General features: G+C 44.7%; 16 protein-coding genes and 1 pseudogene. 10 read left to right on the forward strand and 7 right to left on the reverse strand.

The genetic code is table 11. The features are described from left to right. Window positions 1-4 precede the first annotated feature (4 nt). From A6D97_RS12130 to A6D97_RS12150, 5 genes and pseudogenes are all read right to left on the reverse strand, one after another. The gene (locus A6D97_RS12130; RefSeq protein WP_017070148.1) at window positions 5-634 is read right to left on the reverse strand and encodes a bifunctional 4-hydroxy-2-oxoglutarate aldolase/2-dehydro-3-deoxy-phosphogluconate aldolase; all 630 of its coding nucleotides are present in this window, start codon (window positions 632-634) and stop codon (window positions 5-7) included. Window positions 635-654: 20 nt separating this feature from the next. Then, window positions 655-1,602 (reverse strand): sugar kinase, encoded by a 948-nt coding sequence (locus tag A6D97_RS12135; RefSeq protein WP_017065168.1) that lies wholly within the window; start codon window positions 1,600-1,602, stop codon window positions 655-657. Window positions 1,603-1,694: 92 nt separating this feature from the next. Beyond that, window positions 1,695-3,269 (reverse strand): annotated as a pseudogene (locus A6D97_RS12140) (sodium:solute symporter family protein). A 206-nt stretch (window positions 3,270-3,475) separates the two neighbouring features. Beyond that, the gene (locus A6D97_RS12145; RefSeq protein WP_017065166.1) at window positions 3,476-3,868 is read right to left on the reverse strand and encodes a RidA family protein; all 393 of its coding nucleotides are present in this window, start codon (window positions 3,866-3,868) and stop codon (window positions 3,476-3,478) included. A gap of 103 nt (window positions 3,869-3,971) precedes the next feature. Then, entirely contained in the window at window positions 3,972-5,405 is a 1,434-nt protein-coding gene (locus A6D97_RS12150; protein WP_065584467.1) for a D-aminoacylase, read from the reverse strand. Between the two features lie 176 nt (window positions 5,406-5,581). Between A6D97_RS12150 and A6D97_RS12155 the strand changes: the two genes are divergently transcribed. Together A6D97_RS12155 and A6D97_RS12160 are read left to right on the forward strand one after the other, a co-directional pair. Continuing rightward, window positions 5,582-6,856 carry an amino acid deaminase gene (locus A6D97_RS12155; protein WP_017067117.1) on the forward strand — a complete coding sequence of 425 codons (1,275 nt, stop codon included), beginning with the start codon at window positions 5,582-5,584 and terminating at the stop codon, window positions 6,854-6,856. Window positions 6,857-7,027: 171 nt separating this feature from the next. Continuing rightward, window positions 7,028-7,891, forward strand: coding sequence for a MurR/RpiR family transcriptional regulator (locus A6D97_RS12160; RefSeq protein ID WP_017062019.1), 864 nt, complete (start codon window positions 7,028-7,030; stop codon window positions 7,889-7,891). On the opposite strand, the gene A6D97_RS12165 is transcribed toward A6D97_RS12160, so the two are convergent. After that, window positions 7,888-8,427, reverse strand: a complete 540-nt coding sequence (locus tag A6D97_RS12165; RefSeq protein ID WP_065584468.1) for a hydrolase — start codon at window positions 8,425-8,427, stop codon at window positions 7,888-7,890. The genes A6D97_RS12160 and A6D97_RS12165 overlap by 4 nt on opposite strands. Window positions 8,428-8,619: 192 nt before the next feature. On the opposite strand from A6D97_RS12165, the gene A6D97_RS12170 reads away from it, so the two are divergent. From A6D97_RS12170 to A6D97_RS12200, 7 genes are all read left to right on the forward strand, one after another. Beyond that, entirely contained in the window at window positions 8,620-9,204 is a 585-nt protein-coding gene (locus A6D97_RS12170) for a porin family protein (RefSeq protein ID WP_065584469.1), read from the forward strand. Window positions 9,205-9,436: 232 nt separating this feature from the next. Further along, window positions 9,437-11,059, forward strand: a complete 1,623-nt coding sequence (locus A6D97_RS12175) for a phosphoethanolamine--lipid A transferase (RefSeq protein WP_065584470.1) — start codon at window positions 9,437-9,439, stop codon at window positions 11,057-11,059. Between the two features lie 327 nt (window positions 11,060-11,386). Continuing rightward, entirely contained in the window at window positions 11,387-12,322 is a 936-nt protein-coding gene (locus tag A6D97_RS12180; protein WP_065584471.1) for a CorA family divalent cation transporter, read from the forward strand. After that, window positions 12,322-12,897, forward strand: a complete 576-nt coding sequence (locus A6D97_RS12185; protein ID WP_017062014.1) for a mechanosensitive ion channel family protein — start codon at window positions 12,322-12,324, stop codon at window positions 12,895-12,897. Before A6D97_RS12180 ends, A6D97_RS12185 begins: the two co-directional genes overlap by 1 nt. Window positions 12,898-13,165: 268 nt before the next feature. After that, window positions 13,166-13,993 (forward strand): GNAT family N-acetyltransferase, encoded by an 828-nt coding sequence (locus A6D97_RS12190; protein WP_065584472.1) that lies wholly within the window; start codon window positions 13,166-13,168, stop codon window positions 13,991-13,993. A 152-nt stretch (window positions 13,994-14,145) separates the two neighbouring features. Continuing rightward, window positions 14,146-14,985 (forward strand): AraC family transcriptional regulator, encoded by an 840-nt coding sequence (locus tag A6D97_RS12195; protein ID WP_017062012.1) that lies wholly within the window; start codon window positions 14,146-14,148, stop codon window positions 14,983-14,985. 111 nt (window positions 14,986-15,096) lie between these two features. After that, window positions 15,097-15,729, forward strand: a complete 633-nt coding sequence (locus tag A6D97_RS12200) for an acetyltransferase (RefSeq protein ID WP_017061192.1) — start codon at window positions 15,097-15,099, stop codon at window positions 15,727-15,729. Window positions 15,730-15,862: 133 nt separating this feature from the next. Here A6D97_RS12200 and A6D97_RS12205 read toward each other — a convergent pair whose 3' ends face one another. Continuing rightward, the gene (locus A6D97_RS12205) at window positions 15,863-16,837 is read right to left on the reverse strand and encodes an arginine deiminase-related protein (RefSeq protein WP_017061193.1); all 975 of its coding nucleotides are present in this window, start codon (window positions 16,835-16,837) and stop codon (window positions 15,863-15,865) included. Window positions 16,838-17,423: 586 nt separating this feature from the next. Between A6D97_RS12205 and A6D97_RS12210 the strand changes: the two genes are divergently transcribed. Further along, entirely contained in the window at window positions 17,424-19,274 is a 1,851-nt protein-coding gene (locus A6D97_RS12210; protein WP_065584473.1) for an ABC transporter ATP-binding protein, read from the forward strand. Window positions 19,275-19,321: the final 47 nt, after the last annotated feature.

The following is a 19,321-nucleotide window of genomic DNA, read 5'->3' on the forward strand; positions in this document are numbered from 1 at the left end:
CTCGTTAGTTCACAAGAGCGACCGCTTCTCGGACTAACTCCGCGATCTCGTCCCACTGTTCGTTCTCGATCATCTTCGGAGATACCATCCAAGTACCGCCACAGCACACCACGCGATCCACAGCTAGATAGTCATTAACGTTGTGTTTGCCGATACCACCAGTAGGCATTAGCGACACATCAACGTAAGGTGCGAGTAAAGATTTCACCATGTTGATGCCGCCAGACGCTTCTGCAGGGAAGAACTTCAAGAAGTTAAGACCAAGCTCTAGCGCTTGCTCTACTTGGCTTGGGTTGTTTACGCCCGGAACGATTGGCATGCCGATCTCTTGGCAGCGTTTTACGGTGTTTGGATTCAGGCCCGGTGCTACGATGAATTCGCTGCCCGCCTCTTTCGCAAGGTCGATCTGCGCTGGCGTTAATACTGTACCAGCACCGATACACATCTCTGGGTAGGCATCACGCATCGCACGAATCGAATCCGCTGCCGCTTCGGTACGGAACGTCACTTCTGCGACTGGCAGGCCGTTTTCTACTAACACTTTTGCTAGTGGAATCGCATGTTCCACCTTGTTGATTTGAATAACAGGGATAACTTTGAACTGCTTAAGTGTGTTGATCATTTCTTGAGACATAATAAATTCGCTTTGTTTTTCTATTTTTTAATTAAGTGATTCATAGCGCTTACCGGGATGATCGCGCCTGAGTATTGAATAACGGTAGAAGCCAGTTGGTGACCCAGTTCAGCTGCATCATTGGTGCTCTCACCTGTAAGACGCGCCGCCAGATAACCCGCAGCGAAGGAGTCACCTGCTGCGCAGGTGTCGACCACGTTAGAAACACGAGTCGCGGATACATAACTCTCAACAACATCGCCTTGTTCAACTTGAACAATCTTGCATGGCTCACAGCCACGTTTGATGACGATCTCTTGGCAGCCTAAGCGAAGGCAGCGTTGTTGAACGCTCTCGCCATTGCCCCAAACCAGCAGGTCGTCGTCTTCGGTAATCAGTGCAATGTCGACCAATGGTAGTAACTTGGCGTACCAATGCTGAGCTTGTTCAGTCGTCCAAAGTTGCGGGCGATAGTTGTTATCAAAAATCAGCTTGCCGCCTTGATTTGAGAACACGCTAATAGCTTTGAATAAGCGCTCACGATAGGCGTCATCTAAAATCGCGATACTGATACCGCTGATGTAAACCGCATCGACTTGTTTCTCGGTCAGGGCGATTTCAAGCTTATTCAGATCACTAGCTTGAAAGTAAGATTTGACTGCCGCGTCGTTGCGCCAGTAATGAAAGTGTCGCTCGCCTGTCTCGTCGGTTTCAACCATGTAGAGTCCAGGAAGCTTGTTCGCAATGCGTTCGACGAAATTGGTTTGAATGCCTTCTAGTTGCCAGCTATCAATCATATTTTGAGACAGCTCATCACTGCCAAGCCCTGTCGCATAGTGCACAGAGAGGTTTTGATGTTGAGTTAAGCGAGAAAGGTAAAGTGCGGTATTAAGTGTGTCACCGCCAAACTTTTTGGTTAATGGAGAGCCGCTGATTTCGACCATACATTCGCCGAAGAAAGCAATATTGAACAGAGAAGATGCCGACATAGCCGCTCCTAAAAATAAAGATAATTGACTTTAGAAAAGGCCCTACCGTTAAGCAGGGCCTGAATTAAGCAAACCAGTTGTGGAGACTAGGTTTAGCTTGTTTGATTTGCAGGACGTTGAGGTGCCGCTTCTTCTTCAAGTACGCCAGTCTCAGACATTTCCATCTCCATCAGAGCACGCTCGTCATCAAGAATCGCTTTTGCCATTTCAGGTGTTACTTGGTTAGCCGGAGTCACTAGGCTCACAACCACACCTGCCGTTAGAGCAAACAGACATGATGGGATAACTGGGTTGCCCCAGAAGGCTGTGTAGTCAGCGTTTAACATTACTACGAATGAAGCTACAGAAGCACCCGCTAGTGTTGCAAGCGCACCTTGCCAGTTGTAGCGTTTCCAGAATTTACCCAACATACCGCACACAAACATGCCCGACATAACCGTTGAAATCATCTTAGTGATGTAGCCAATGATGTCGTTTGACGTCAGTGCGAACAGTAGTGCGAAGCCAATCACCACAACCAAAGCTAGACGAGAGTAGTTCAACATTGATTCTTTGTTTGGTACGCGGCCTGTGAACATCACGTACACGTCACGCAGTAGGATAGATACACCGGCAATCGCATCTGAGCTTGCACTCGACATGGTTGCAGATAGACCTGCGATAAGAACAATCATGCCTACGCCAACTGGAAGAACCGTTGCAGCTACGTATGGGAACGAGTAGTTCGGGTTATCCAATGATGGGTCGATTGCGTGCGCAGCCATACCAATGATTGCTGGAATAATAGAGAAGAAAAGGTACAACACACCAGAAGCGACAAATGAGCGACGGATAGTTGAAACATCTTTACCAGAGTAGATACGCTGACGGAATGAAGGTGTTGCAAGTACGCCCACACCGATAACCACAGCCAGAGAAACAGCAGGCAGAATGCCCAGTTTATCGATTGCTAAAAAGCTTGTAGCAGCAGGGTCCATCGCAGCGTAAAGGTTATCCATGCCACCAATGTGATCAACAGACATTACCGCCATTAGGATGAAGCCAGCAAAAAGGATGATTGCTTGAATCGTATCGGTCCATACAACTGCTGTGTAACCACCGATAACAACGTAGATAGTGAAAGCTGCAGCAATAATAATTTTCGCAAGGTTAAGGTCGATGTCTGCAATCCACGCTAGGTACATGCCGCCACCTAGAATGTGCGCACCTAACCAACCGATTGACGCGATAAAGATAAGTAGGCCAACCACGTTTTTTACGATTCGGTTAGCGCCAACGTAATAAGCCAGCTCTTCACTCATGGTCATGAAGTTCAGTTTACGAACCGGAGCAAACCAAAGTGCAAGCAATAGGATGCCGACAGCACCGCCAATTCCGTACAGAGCACCTGCCCAGCCATTTGCGTAGCCGAAGCCAACCGCGCCCATACTTGAACCCGTGCCGACCATAGTCGCAACCGTTGTACCAAGTACTAAGAATAATGGCAGGCCACGGCCGCCTAATAAGAAATCTTCGCCAGATTTTTGATTACGCGAGACAAACCAGCCTAACCAAATTAGAAAACATACGGGCTTTGTTGCGTAATTCAATGGAACTAAATCAAGAACCTACGATCTGATCAGACATACGTACACGCCGAAGCCTGTAAGAAAAAGTGTGCTGTTCATTTGACACCTCTCAGTGAAATATTGAGTTCATTCTTGAACTTTATTTATGATTCATTCATTTTTATATTTCATATAATTACTTTATTGATTTTATCTATTTTAATTAAAGTAATTTTTATAAATGTAGGGTGAGAGTATTAAAGGATAATAACAGTGATGACTAACCCCTAATACTCTCTAAGTAGGTAATTGTGATTAGGTTATTACTAAACGCGATCCGCGCGGTAGCAAGTCACATCTACTTCAACCTTCACGTCTACCACTAGGTCACAGACCATGCAGATACGAGCCGGTGGGTTAGCACCGAAGAACTCTTTGAATACCTTATTAAAAGATTGGAAGTAACGAGAATCCGTTAGCACAACCTTTACGTGCATTACGTCTTCTAGGCCGTAGCCCGCTTCAGTCATGATATCGACACAGTTTTGGATCGCTAGGCGAGACTGGTCAACAATGCCACCCTCTACCACTTCACCATCTGTCATCGGTGTCTGGCCAGAAACGTATAGGAAACCACCCGCTTCAGTTGCGCGTGCAAATGGTAAATGTTGTCCGCCTGTACCTGTACCGCCTTCAACACCGTAACGTTTAATAGTCATTTTTTAACTCCACTTCTTTATAGATAATATTGGTTCTGTTCCAATATATTTAAATTAATTCGTCGTTTTCTTATTACTGTATATCTAATAAAATAATTAAATTCTAATTACGGTAAATAAAAACGCCTGAACGATTATTTTTCACTTTTCCTTTTTGGTAAGTTAACTCACCATTTACAAATACACTTTCGATTCCCTCAGCAACTGAAATAGGGTTTTCAAATGTTGCTGTGTCTTTAATATTCTTTGGATCAAATAAAACTAAATCGGCAAATGCGTCTTGGCGAATCTCACCTCTTCCCGCGAGGTTGTAGCGCTTCGCAGACATTCCGGTCATTTTGTGAATCGCTTCTGGCAGCGCAAACAGTTTTTCATCTCGGCAGTAGTGGCCTAAGACTTTCGGGAAAGTGCCCCACAATCTTGGATGTGGATGCGGGTCATTTGGTAAACCATCAGAACCAACCATGGTCAGCTTGTATTTCAATACGCGCTTTACGTCGTTCTCATCCATGCAGTGGTAAACCGCACCGGCTGGTTGAAGCGCTTTTGCTGCGTCCATCAGTGGTAGGTTCATCTCATCAGCAATCTGCTTAAGCGTTTTGCCTGCATGTTCAGGCTTTGCTTTAGACCAAGTGATGAAGATGTCGAAATCGTCTGTCACCTGTTTCAGATCTAATGTCGAAGAGCTCGCTGAGTATGGATAGCAGTCGCAAGACACATCTTGGTGCTCTGAAACCTTGTCCATCAAATCAAGCACTTCAACAGTTCTGCCCCAGTTGCCTGCACCTGCACATTTAAGGTGAGAGATAACAACGGGTACTTTCGCGTATTGCCCGGTCTCAAACGCTTCTTCCATCGCGCTTAAGATCTCTTCGAATTCAGTACGCATATGCGTGGTATAGATACCGCCATGACTAGACAGCACTTTCGCTAACTGCATCACTTCATTGGCGTTGGCTTGTTTCGCGCTTGCGTAAGCCAAACCTGAACTCAAACCCAGTGCACCCTGCTCCATCGCTAAATCAAGGTTGCTTTGCATTACCGCGATTTCTTCTTCGCTTGCGGTGCGTTGCAGGTCGTCCATCACTTGGTTACGCAGTGTAGTGTGGCCAACTAATGCTGCTACGTTCACCGCTGGTTGCGCTTGCTCTACCGCTTGTGCATACGCCGCAAAAGTTGGGTATTTAAAATCAGCCTGCGCACCTAAAAGATTCATTGGGTCAGGTGGATCGCCAGCCAAAACCGTTGGCGATGCGCTGATGCCACAGTTGCCAACAATCACGGTTGTCACACCTTGGCTGATCTTAGGTAGGCAGTCTGGGTAACGAATTACGTTGGTATCGTCATGTGTATGTACATCGATAAATCCAGGAGCCAATGCTAAGCCTGCTCCCTCAACCAACTGGCCACAATCTTCGTGATCGATTTGACCAATTTCGGCGATTTTTCCATCAAGGATTGCTACATCGGCACAAAACGATTGTTCGCCGGTGCCGTCAAACACCTCTACATTTTTGATTATCGTATCGAACAACATTTTTCACTCTCTCAATCCACTGTGTTGATGGAGCTATATTAGAAATCCAGCCGATTATTTTCAGTGACAAAACACACATAATATTTTAATTTATGTGATAGTTTCTATCACAAAACACATCATAGATATATTTAAACATTAAATAACAACCACTTAAATCATGTTAGGAATCAGCAATGAAACATAACCCTGCACAAAAAGATGTTATAAAGTATCAAAAAGATAGTTTCATCTTGACTGAAAAAGGCCAAAAAGGGAGAGCAGTATCACAATCTGAGAACGGTGTTTATCGACTGGTTGATGAAGACATTTCGCTTCCGGTAGCAATTATCAAACAATCAGCGTTGACCAATAACCTGAATTGGATGCAATCATTCGCCGATCATCATCAGGTTAAATTGTCGCCACATGGCAAAACATCGATGACGCCTGATTTCTTCCGTCAACAGCTAGAAAATGGCGCTTGGGGAATTACCGTTGCGACACCTGCACAAGCAGAAATTGCAGCAATGGCAGGCGCAAAAAGAATCATCATGGCTAACCAATTGGTAGGTAAAACCAACATGGCGATCATCGAACAGCTTATTAGTGAGTTCGACGTTGATTTCTATTGCTGTGTGGATTCATCGGTAAACGTGCAGCAACTCAACCAATACTTCGCCAACAAAAAGCAGACGCTAAAAGCTCTAATCGAGTTTGGTGTTCCGGGTGGCCGTTGTGGTTGTCGTTCACCTCAAGAAGTTTTAGAACTGGCTCAAACCATTCAAGATACGCCTGCACTTTCGCTAGCGGGTATTGAGGTGTATGAGGGCGTGATTCATGGCGACAATGCCGAGCAAGACATTCGTACCTTCTTAAACCAAGCGCTGACCTCGGTCGAAAGCCTCGCATCAGACGGTTTAATTACCGGTCAACCTATCATCACTGGTGCAGGTTCGGCTTGGTATGACGTGGTTGCAGAATGTTTAGCGAACCTAACCGATTACTTGGCGATCATCCGCCCGGGCTGTTACGCGATTCACGACACAGGTATCTACCTAGACGCTCAAAGCAAGGTGTTGCAGCGTGCCCAAGTAAACCAAGGTTACGCGTGCGAATTGGGTGGAGATCTGGAATCGGCACTTGAGGTATGGGCGTATGTAATCTCTCGCCCAGAACCGACCAAACTAGTTGTTGGGCTAGGCAAGCGTGATGTGGCCTTTGATGCGGGGTTACCTATTGCCGAACGCGGCTATCGCAATGGCGAAGCTATCTCTGTGAAAGGGCTGACTGCGACCGCCGTGATGGATCAGCATACCTTTGTTGAAACGGACGGCTCTTCTGAAATTGAAGTGGGCGACATGATTGCATTCTCAACCTCACACCCGTGTTTAACCTTCGATAAGTGGCGCCACATTGCCATCAGCGATGACGACCATCAGGTAACAAACTGGGTGGAAACCTGCTTCTAGTTCGATTTTTCAATAAGCTAGAATCAGCGAAACAATAAGATATACTAACGGGGCTAACGCTTAGTTTTAAACGGCTAAATGGCAAAAAAGCTAAAGAGCTTACTTCTTACGAGCTAGGTTCTTAATAACTAGGTGATAACGATTAGCCCCATCAACAAAGGATCAGGATTCTTGAGTTTAGAAGTAGATATCATTTCACAGATAACGGAGCGTTTTCCCGCTCTTCGTGATGCAGAGAAAAAAGTCGCTAAGCTGATCATGGACGACATTGATTTTGCTGCCAATGCCAGCATCACAGAGCTTGCTGAAAGCGCTCAAGTGAGTGAAGCCACCATTACACGTTTTGCTAAAGCGATCGGTTGCAGCAACGTACGTGATATGAAGATTAAGTTGGCTCAGACGCTAACCGTTGGCCAGCGCTTTATCCTCGAACCGGTTGACCAAACGGGTTATCAAGGTATCTACGAATCGATCAAGCAAAGCCTAGACATCAACCGCACCTTGTTCAAAGAGCAAGACGTTGAAACCGCAGTCAGCTGGCTGCATAACGCCAGACAGATCATTGCTATTGGTATGGGTGGTGGTTCAACCATTGCTTCTCAAGAGCTGCAACATCGACTGTTTCGTTTAGGCTACCCAGTGGTGTCGTACAACGATGGCTTGATGTCACGTATGGTTGCTGCCACGGCAGATGCTAATGACGTAATGGTGATGATCTCTGCGACTGGCTTTACACCAGTGATCACAGAAACGGCAGAGCTGGCTAAGCAGTACGGACTTAAGATCATTGCGATTACCCCACAAGATACACCGCTAGCAAAAATTGCCGATATCTTGTTACCCATCAAGCATATGGAAACCGACTTCATCTACAAGCCGTCGGCTTCTCGCTACGCTATGTTGGCGTTAGTGGATGTGCTTTCTATGGGAATCGCAGTCAATCACAAGAACCGCTCGCGCGACAAACTGCGTCGCTTGAAAGTTGCGCTCGATTCTTACCGAGGCGGTGGCGATAGACAGCCTCTCGGTGATTAACGAATCAAGGATAGAATGAGCTTAAATTCACGCGCGCGGCAGTCTTTCACAAGCTCGTATAAGCTCATTTCTAATCCTGTGATTTGGATACCAGCATCCATTAGTCGACGGATTGCCAGATCTTTGTTGAGTGCCGTTCGTGAGCTAACACAGTCGCCAACTACCTGAACCTTGTACCCAAGTTCCAACAACCCCATTGCGGTTTGATAAACACAAATATGAGCCTCAATACCACACACTAACCAAGTCTCTACATCCTTGGCTTGAACCGCCTCAACAAACTTGGGCTCATCACACGCGTTGAAAGTGAATTTAGGTATCGGCTTTGCATCATTCCGCAAGTCATTAAGTTCGTCGACTGTAGCACCTAGCTTCTCTGGGTTCTGCTCCAAACGAATAATTGACAGCCCCAAAACCTGCGCTCCTTGAGCTAACTTCCCGCAATTAGCAATCAGCGTATCGCTCTCATCAACAAGGCGTGCGAGCTTGCCTTGTACGTCCACAACCACCAAACCTGTGTTTTGTTTCGTTAGCATGTTTATTCCTTGTTTTAAACAGCCTGACTCACTAAGCAACCTGATGTGTATTTTTTCTACTATGTAACGATTCAGCTTACAAAGCCATACAGTAATACATACAAGACTACGGAATAATACTCACCAACGGTCGAAAGGTCGCAAAATAAAAATTATTGATACTGACATGACATTTAAGAGTGAGTAACAAAGATGAACAAGATAACGAAATCAGCATTAGCACTGGGTTTAATCAGCGCAGTTTCTCTTCCAGCTTTAGCAGCAGGTACTGACGGCGGTGCGTACATTGGTGGCGGACTTAGTGTCTACCAAGATTCTGACACAGACGGTCACGGTAGCTTAGATTCAGATGGCATGGGCTACAACCTATACGGCGGCTACCAATTCAACCGTATCGTAGGTGTTGAACTTGGCTACACAGATTACGCAAACTACAAAAATAGCGCTGAAAAGCTGTCTCCGACGTCTGTTTCTTTGTCAGCAAATCTTGGTTACACATTCGACAACACAATCCGCCCATTCGTATTGGCTGGTCTAAGCTCTGTTGACCTAAACGCAAATAAGAGTGCTGGTTACGCTGATGACAGCGGTACGGGTTTCCACTTTGGTGTAGGTGTTGAATACACGCCAATCGAACACCTAACGCTACGCTTAATCTCGCAAGCGGATGCAGTAAGCGTAGACGACACGGTCCAATTTAAGAACTCTCAGATATCAGCTGGTGACCACACGCTTGCCTTCAAAAGCATTAGCTTCGGTGGTTCATACAACTTCTAATGTGATTGAACCACATAGAATAAGCTGAACATACTAATTCACTTTGCTGTTCCACCTTGTCATGAAGGTCACTCAGTAAAGTGAATTTTTTGTTTCTACACACCTTAGCGTCATTTCACTTTAGCCAGTTTATCGCTCAGCGCCTTCTATTTGAGCTTTATGCAATGATATTAGAGCTTTCTTGGTAGCGAGACTAAAATAAAGGGATAAGTGACACAGGAAAACAATACCTATGAATCTACCACGCTTAAACATGTCGATAAACAAACTCCCTTTCGTTTTGGCAGTGTATTACCTGCTTGTCATTAACTTGCCTATCTCACGCGAACTGTTCAATATTCTTAGTGCCTCACAAGCCGAAAGCATTGGGTTTATCATCTCGATCCCATTTTTCTTTCTCGCCGCATTCAACTTTATCTTTCAAGTATTCAACTGGCCGATATTCGCCAAAGCTTTTTTTATCTTGTTACTACTTACTTCCTCTTTAGTCAGCTACAGCATGTTCAACTACGGCATTTTCGTAGACTATGGAATGATAGAAAACGTCTTCGAAACCAACAGCGGAGAAGCCGCTAGCTACCTAAGCAGCTATTCTATTTTATGGTTTGTTCTGATGGGAGGAGTCCCGTCACTGCTGCTTTTATTTACGGATCTTGAAAGAGAATCTTGGAGAGATTTTGCGATTTGGAAGTCGATAGGGCTGCTGTCTTCGTTGATCGTCATTGCCATCATTGCCGGGTTGTTTTACAAAGATTACGCATCGATTGGTCGTAATAACTCTCATCTTAAAAAGATGATCATTCCGACCGAATACGTCGCTTCAACCGCAAAATACATCAACAATACTTACATCAAAGAACCGATTCCTTACCAAGAAATCGGCTTAGATGCGCAGCTAAAACCAGAAGCTAAACAAGCTGAAAAACCAACCTTATTGGTGTTTGTTCTTGGTGAAACGGCACGTGTATATAACTACCAATATTATGGCTATGAGAAAGAAACCAATGCTCATACCAAACCCTATAACCCGATCTTTTTCTCTGATGTTCAGTCATGCGGAACAGCCACTGCGGTTTCTGTGCCGTGTATGTTTTCTAACATGAACCGAAGCAACTACGATCGTGATAAAGCCTACAACCAAGATAACGTAGTCGACATTATGAACCGCGCGGGCATTCACTCTATCTGGCGAGAGCACGATGGTGGAGACAAGGCGGTCGCACATCGAATCAAAGAGATGACTCTCGTCGCCAAAGACAGCGACCCGCTGTGTAATAAAGATGTGTGCTATGACACAGCCATGCTAGAGAACTTCGAACAAGATACTCAAGTTCTTAAACAAGATAGCATCATTTTCTATCATATCTCCGGATCTCACGGCCCAACTTACTTTGAGCGATACCCAGAAGATCATAAGAAGTTTGTGCCAGACTGCCCACGTTCTGATATCGAAAACTGCACCAAAGAGCAAGTGGTCAACACCTACGACAACACCATCTTGTACACAGATTTCTTTCTATCACAGGCTATTCAGAAGCTAGAGAAACTCACCGATAAGTACAATGTTGCGCTGATGTACATTTCCGATCACGGAGAATCATTGGGAGAAAATGGCGTCTACTTACACGGCATGCCTTATTCATTGGCACCGAAAGAGCAAACCCATGTGCCTATGATAATGTGGATGTCTGATGGTTTCGCCGAGCAGAAAGGGATAAACCAGACCTGCTTAAGAAAGGCAGGCAAAGAACAGAGCTTCTCCCAAGATAACCTGTTCGACTCTTTACTCGGCCTAATGGATGTACAAACCAAAGAATACCGAGTGAACCAAGACATTTTTGCTTCTTGTCGCTAGTGCTTTTGCTTATGTAAACCATCGGAAAACTCGAGTTGCCTGAGCAAGCTCTCCGCAACCTCCCCTAAAAAGAAAAGACCTCGGTCTTTTCTTTTTTTTGTCGCTAACATGGAGCCAGAGTGCTAATTTATAACGACGAAACAATGAGCTACATTTAATAGAGACAATAATGGAAGAGTCCGTCGTACTCCAAAGACCAACATGTCTTATTAGACTTCATCTCACTCACATCGCTCATTGAACTTACCACGATTAAGCTCAGTTCAATACCGCGCCTGAATGGCGCCGCAATATCAATGTTTACGTCATATCATTAAGGACAAATGAATGGACGCTTTCATAATTTCAAGCTGGCAATTTTCTGAGGGTGTGGCACATGAACACACCACCAGCCCAACCTCATTCGAGCAATCAACTTGGTATCACTGCCAAAGAGATGCTGACGGTTTGAGAGAATGGCTCCACAGTAATACGGTTCCAAATGCCATCATCGATTCATTACTCACCGATGACACCCGCCCTCGGTTCGAACAATTTGGCCACGACTGTTTTTTGATGATTCTGCGAGGCATTAATCTAAACGAAGGTGCTAACCCTGACGACATGCTTAGCCTACGCATCTTATGGTACAAAGGCACTTTAATATCGACACGTAAAGTTCCTTCAAAAGCGGTCAGTAATCTGATATCTGATCTCAAACAAAACCAAGGCCCTACATCATTACCTGATGTGTTGTTGGGCATGATCCGTGGAATCAACCACAGCATTTCAACCTTCCTAGCACCCGTCGAACTATTAATTGACGAGTTAGAATCTACATCCAATATCGACATAAGATCCATTAACGCTCTACATTCAAGGCTACTCAGACTAAGGCGTTATTTGAAGCCACAGAAATACGTTTTTGAAGATTTAATGAGTGACCTACCTGCGCCATTGAGTAAGCACAACAGTCATATAAAGAACAGCCTTGATACCATCCTGAGAATTAACGAGTCTGTTGAGTTTTACATCGAACAAATTAATGTATTTTTAGCGAGCCTAAGTCAGCAACAAGCTGAAAAAATGAATAGAAATACGTACCTATTTTCTATCATTGCAGGTATTTTCCTCCCTGCTGGGTTTTTCACCGGTTTACTGGGTGTCAATATCGCTGGGATACCCGGAACAGATAACCCGATAGCATTTCCACTATTTTGCGTTGGGCTGCTCGTGGTCATAGCGGCAGAGGTCGTTATTTTGAAAAAATTGAGGTTTATTTAATGGTTGAGTTTTTGCAATCCAATATGTGGCTTAGACAAGTAGTTTTAGGTTTACTTCTTATCACTGTGTATTGGGTGATCAAACGCTTAGGTAAGAACTGGATAGAAACATTAGCGGAAAATAAGCGTGTCGAATTGAAGCGAAAGCAGTTCGTGATTAAGTGTTTCAATATTGTTCTGTTTCTACTCTTCATCGCTGTGTTTACGATTGTTCTTAACTTGGGTTTTGGTGATATTTCTCTGTTCTTGTCTTCGATATTTGCGGTGCTGGGTGTCGCTTTATTCGCGCAATGGTCGATTCTAAGTAACCTCACAGCCAGCGTACTAATATTTTTCGTCTTCCCTTATCGCATTGGCGACAGAGTAAGAGTCGCGGAGAAAGACGAAGACATCAGCGGTGTGATCATCGATATCACCATGTTCCATGTTATTCTTCGACACAGTTCGGGCAACATTATCACCTACCCTAATAACCTGATCCTACAAAAAGGCGTGATAAAGGTATTAGTTGATCCTGAGTTAAAGAGTGAAACTGTCGATACAAAACTCATCAAAGCTGAAGACTCAGATAAGTAATGCGCCCTCTGTTGAACTTCCACATCAATAAGTTCAACAGAGGGTAAGATATCTTGCCCTCTTTCAATTAACATAAGCTCTCCTGTTAATACTTACACGCCTTTCAAAACTGTCGTTTTTATTCAATATCAATCTAGAGTACTCACCTACAATTGCTGCTATTGAAACGTGGCTTGGCTAATCAATTTATCTCATCGTCCGTTGACGCACCTGAGAACAAGATGACAACCACGCACTCTACCGAATCGAAACAACAGGAATTAACGCGATGTTAGACATCAAAAAAATCTCAGTACTTAGCGACTTAAGCGAACTTAAAACGGCTTACTTTGCTGAATCTACAGCTCCACTCGATGGCATGTGGCATTTTGGCTTTGTACCTATGTCTGACCATTACGGCTTTTACGAAGATGACAAACTTGTGGGGTATTGCGTATTGAACGGAGAAGGTTACTTACTTCAATTCTACCTAGCACCAACAGCCAACACCAATATAGAAGACTTGTTTACCTTAATCGTAGAAAACAACAGCTCTGTGATTGGTGAAGTGAAAGGCGCATTCGTAAGCACGGCAGAACCACAATACTTGTCACTATGCATGGATAACACCCATTCATTTAAGGTGAACTCCTTGATGTATTGCCAAGACCAAGAAGCTAACTCTAGTCGTAATTCAGGTCGTATTGAAGACATCGAGATGACTCTCGCGACGCAAGAACAACTCGATCAATTAGTCGAATTTGCTTCATCAACGATTGGTGCGCCAAAAGAGTGGTTAACCGGCTACTACGGCAATTTGATTGCCCGCCAAGAGTTATGGGGCTACTGGGAAAATGGCAGCGTTCTCGCAGCCGGTGAGTGCCGTAAGTTCGATGAGCATCAAACACAGTTTGCCGACCTGGGTATGATTGTCGCTCAACAAGAGCGCGGAAAAGGGTTAGCAACGCGTGTTCTTAACTTTCTAAAGCAGCACGCTAACCAGCAAGATTTGGAAGTTATCTGTTCAACAGAAAATAGCAATATTGGCGCGCAAAAAGCTATCACACGCGCTGGGTTGTCATCAAAGCATCGCATCTTACAGTTTGATTTTCGCTAGTTGAAAACTCAGCTTTACCTCGCACTGAGCATGCGCACTCAGTGTGAAGTGAAGCTAAGATGCCAAGCGCAAGCACTTAGTATGGATAAAACTGTCACAGACAACGATATCCACATATAGTGGTAAAGTACTCATCAGAAATAGAAGTTCGAATGATCAATTGGTTACAGTCGCCAAAATCCCCTGAAATCGCTCAGTTCATTGATTGCTACTGGCTTATCGAGAAAACGCCCGATGCCCAAACTCATCAGTTTCCGATACTCAACCCTGACCCTTCAGCGCATTTAATCCTGTCCCCCTGCGATCAGCCGTATCACTACACAATAGAGCAGCAAGTCGAGCAAGGGGTTGGCAGCCACCTGTTGCTGCCCCATCACAAAGCCATTGAACTTGATCACTCGAAGCCGTTTATTCACTTGGGCATCAAGTTCCACGTTGGTGCTTTGTATTCGTTAGTCACCCCTGATTGCCCGCACCCAAGCCTAGATCGCGTCAATACCATCGACCTTGCAGATTTACTAAACAACTCTGATGTCGATACGATGTCACTGATTAAGCTTGCTCAAACCGACTTTGAAGCTTGTTGCCAGAAGCTGGATGATTTACTACTTCCATGGTTATCGACCGGTAAAACAGATAGACACAGTGAAATCACTCACAAAGTGTTGGGTGTACTTGATTCGACGCCGATTGCAGAGCTTAGCGACAAGCTGTTTTGCTCGCAAAGAACATTAGAGAGAAGCTTCAACAAGGTAACAGGGCTGACATTAAAACAGTGCCAATCGATGAACAAACTCGAAGCTATGTTGGAATACTTGTATAAGAGAAATTTGGATGACATCGACTGGATGGACGTCGCCTTTCAATTTGGGTTTAGTGACCAACCGCACCTAATTCGTTACCTCAAGAAAACCATTGGCCTAACACCCAATACTTATGCCAAACAAGGGGGATTAACTATAGACGTTTATGGCGGGGTCAGGTCAGAATAACGAACTGCCACTACGACACTCTCTGTCTATTGTGTCCCATTCACAGCAAGTTTTGTTGAGTTTAGAATTGCGACTCCATATACTGAAAACACCATCAGTCGGAGGGCAATAATGAATAATAAAAACAAACATATAGTTTTAATTCATGGCCTATATATGCCTGCGTTGATCATGCTATATCTGGATAGAAACTTCAAAAAACGCGGCTTTACAACGCACAAGTTTGCCTACAACTCGCTGCGTTTCCCTTCTGCAGCCAAACGCCTCAATCGCTTCGTAAATGCTCGCTTTAATGAGTACGATGAGGTCTATTTCTTTGGTCACTCACTCGGTGGCTTGCTGATTCGCCACTACTTTAAGTTCTACCAACCCGACTTTGCAGACACCTGCATTATTACCGCAGGTACGCCGCACAATGGGGCAACCATAGCCAAAACGCTTTCGAATCATGGTCTTGGATTTATATTTGGTTCGAGCAAAATGATCTTAAGTGATGGCTTGGGTGACTACGATATTGATGTGCCGATTGGCGTGATTACAGGCACCTACGACGCCGGAGTTGGACGTATTGTACTGGGGAAAAACCCGGGCGATGGCACAGTCACACTCGAAGACGCCAACCTGAGAGGAGCAACGGATACTTACGCCCTCAAACTCAACCACACGGCGCTTGTCTACTCCAAAGAAGTCGTAACACTGTCGGCTCAGTTCATCGAACACAGAGCTTTTAAGGACGCTTCATAGCTTATTTCCATTAGCTTTTGCGCGTTGACTCCTGTATCGAGCTCTGTTCTCTTATATGTGAAAGACAAAAACAAAAATACCACTCTGCGATAAGAGTGGTATTCAAAGATTCATTACTGAAAGTGAGTGCTTGTTACAGACGATTTACTCGCGTTGGTAAAAACACCTCACCCAACATGCATCGCACCGAACCACCGCCAATGTCTTCAATCGTTTTCACGTTAAATGGCAGCAGTTTTCCATGCGTCGAAAGCTGAGCTAACTGGGCTGGAGAAAACGCATCGTAAGCCGATTGAGACATCGCGATCACCTTGTCGCCATTCACGGTTTCAAGCTGCAGGATGTTGCCACAGAAACGGTTCATCTGATCAATTGAGATAGAGATAACCTGCTTATCTTTAGCAAGCGACTTCACCACAAAGCGGCGTTCAAACTCAGGAATCACTTCATCACAGATCACGCAGAAGTTATCGCCAATCGCCATCATCACATTGGTATGGTAAATCGGTTGGCCAGACGGTAATGCCGTTTGGAACGAGACCACGCGAGAATAACCAATGCGCTTCGCATAATCTTCTAACACTTCGCGGTCACAACGCTGAGAAAGCGCAGCGTAGATGGTCTTGTTGATATGGTCGATAACCATCACGCCCGTGCTCTCTAGATAAGAACCTTGCGCGATGTAAGACTCTAGAGACTCGCTATGGTTAACAATGCGACCCGACGCTTCTAACGCTTCAATAAGAGCATTTGGCTTAACTTCATTCTGACGGTTTTCACACGCCATAGGGAACGTGAATAAGCTTCCATCACTACAGGTACTGAACCAGTTGTTTGGGAAAACAGCATCCGGAGTTTCAACGCCCAATTCTGGGTAATCAAACTCTACAACTTGCACACCTTCTTTACGCAACGAAGCGACCATAGCTTTAAATTCGGCCATCGTTTCTACTTTCACCTCAGCTTCGGTCAGATTAACTCTGTGCTGAAATTCGTTATCACGTGCTGTTTCTTCGTTAAATTTAAACTCTTTTGGTGGCACCATAACAACGCAATTGGCGTTTTGAACATTAGTGATATGAAGTGATTTTTTGTGTAGGTTTAACATTTCAACCGTCCCTATCTTTTATTTACTTCAGAATTGTAAACAACTTGTTACGACAAGATTCACTGAAAAGAATATTGATTTGAATATTTATCCCAAACAATTACTGCAGATCTTAGATTAATCGGTAATTTTTACTGCAAGATAACAGCACATCAGAAAGAACCAACTGTATGCATATTCGTTAAGTCACTTTATGGATAAATATTCTGATTCCATTTTCTCGCCCATCACGAGTTTTGATTACAATTCAATCCATTTAACGTTAGGATTATCACCGTTGCATAACAATCAATTACGTTTGAAATAAGCTTAACTTTTCCTGTCTAATTCAATCTAAAATACGCGTCATGAAAGACACTCTTTGGACCTTTCCTGTATCGCTTAGACAAAGTTTTAGTGTTTTAAAGCCAAGTGCCTAAATAGGCGCTAGAACAAAATCCATCGAATGACTTAATGCTGATAAGAACCCATGGGCGCTTATATAATTTCAAACTAAGGCAGTTAAATTTCGAATCAAGACCATAAAAACAAAGCTGCACCAACGATGCAGTCGCTTATAGATGCACTAGTTTATAAAGGGAAATCTATGTACAAGAAATTTGAAGGCTTTACTGAAGCCTTTCCAAAGGGAGAGCCGATACAACCTCCTACTGGCATACTGGCATTCTGCCGCCATTACACTCGAGGTTTCGAAAAACCATTGATTTTGCTCGGGTTGATGAGCATGACCATCGCGATCATCGAAGTCGCGCTGTTCGGTTACATGGGGCAATTGGTCGACTGGCTATCAACAAGCAACCCAGACACTTTCTTAGCAGACAACGAATCGACATTGATGGGGCTCGGTATTCTGCTGTTGGTTGTGATGCCAATCTTGATCAGTGTTTACTCGCTATTGCTTCACCAAACTTTGCTGGGCAACTACCCAATGTCGATTCGTTGGTTAGCACACCGCTACCTTTTGAAGCAAAGCCTGTCCTTCTATCAAGATGACTTCGCCGGACGTGTCGCGACCAAAGTGATGCAAACCTCGCTTGCAGTGCGCGAAACTGTGACCAAGATGGTCGATGTGTTTGTCTACGTGACGGTTTACTTCACGGCGATGCTGTTCATGCTTGCTGAATCAGATTGGCGCTTGATGGCTCCGATGCTGATTTGGCTATTCGTTTACATCGGTATTCAACTGCACTTCGTGCCGAAGCTAAAAGACGTGTCTTCAGAGCAAGCGGATGCTCGTTCACTGATGACAGGTCGTATTGTTGATAGCTACACCAACATCGCGACGGTGAAATTGTTCTCACACAGTAAAAGAGAAACCGAATACGCCGAAGAAGGCATGGAAGGCTTCCTAGATACTGTGCACCGCCAAATGCGCTTGGTAACCGGCTTCAACATCTGCGTGGAATTCGCTAACTATCTATTGGTGTTCAGCATTGCGGGTATCTCTATCTACCTATGGCTAGATAGCGCAATCACCGTGGGTGCAATCGCGATTGCGGTCAGCTTGGCTCTGCGTATTAACGGCATGTCGAAATGGATCATGTGGGAAATTGGTGGTCTGTTTGAGAACCTTGGTACCGTGATTGACGGCATTAAAACTCTGTCTAAGCCTATTGCTATTGAAGACAAGAAAGACGCGAAGCCTCTGGAGGTTCCACAAGGCGGTATCAACTTCGACAATGTAAGCTTTAACTACGGTGAGAATAAGGGGGTGATCAACAACCTAAACCTCAACATCAAACCGGGTGAAAAAGTGGGTTTGGTTGGCCGTTCAGGTGCAGGTAAATCGACCCTAGTTAACTTACTACTGCGTTTCCACGATGTAGAAAGTGGTCGCATCCTGATTGATGACCAAGAGATCTCGAGCGTTACTCAAGATTCTCTGCGTAGCAACATAGGTATGGTGACCCAAGATACCTCACTGCTGCACCGTTCGATCAAAGACAACATTCTTTACGGTCGACCAGAGGCATCAGACGAAGAGGTATACGCGGCGACTAAACAGGCACACGCGCATGAGTTTATCGAAACGCTAACCGACCCGTTTGGCAACGTTGGTTACGATGCTCAAGTGGGTGAACGTGGCGTTAAGCTTTCTGGTGGTCAGCGTCAACGTGTGGCTATCTCACGTGTTCTTCTAAAGAATGCTCCATTACTTGTTCTCGATGAAGCAACTTCTGCACTCGATTCTGAGGTAGAGGCAGCGATTCAAGAGAGCTTGATTGAGCTAATGGAAGGCAAAACGGTTATTGCGATTGCACACCGCCTGTCGACCATCGCAGCGATGGATCGCCTGATCGTGCTTGATGCCGGCAATATCGTAGAAGAAGGCACGCACCAAGAGCTGATTAACCAGAATGGTATTTATGCGCAGCTATGGAATCACCAAACCGGTGGCTTCATTGCCGATGACCTTGAGCAAGCTACAAACGCTTAATTTTTGTGCTATTTTAAAAGTGCGATGTGATTCACAGCAATTTGTTT

The sequence above is a fragment of the Vibrio sp. ZF57 genome, assembly GCF_001691235.1.
In the GTDB taxonomy this organism is placed as follows: domain Bacteria; phylum Pseudomonadota; class Gammaproteobacteria; order Enterobacterales; family Vibrionaceae; genus Vibrio; species Vibrio crassostreae_C.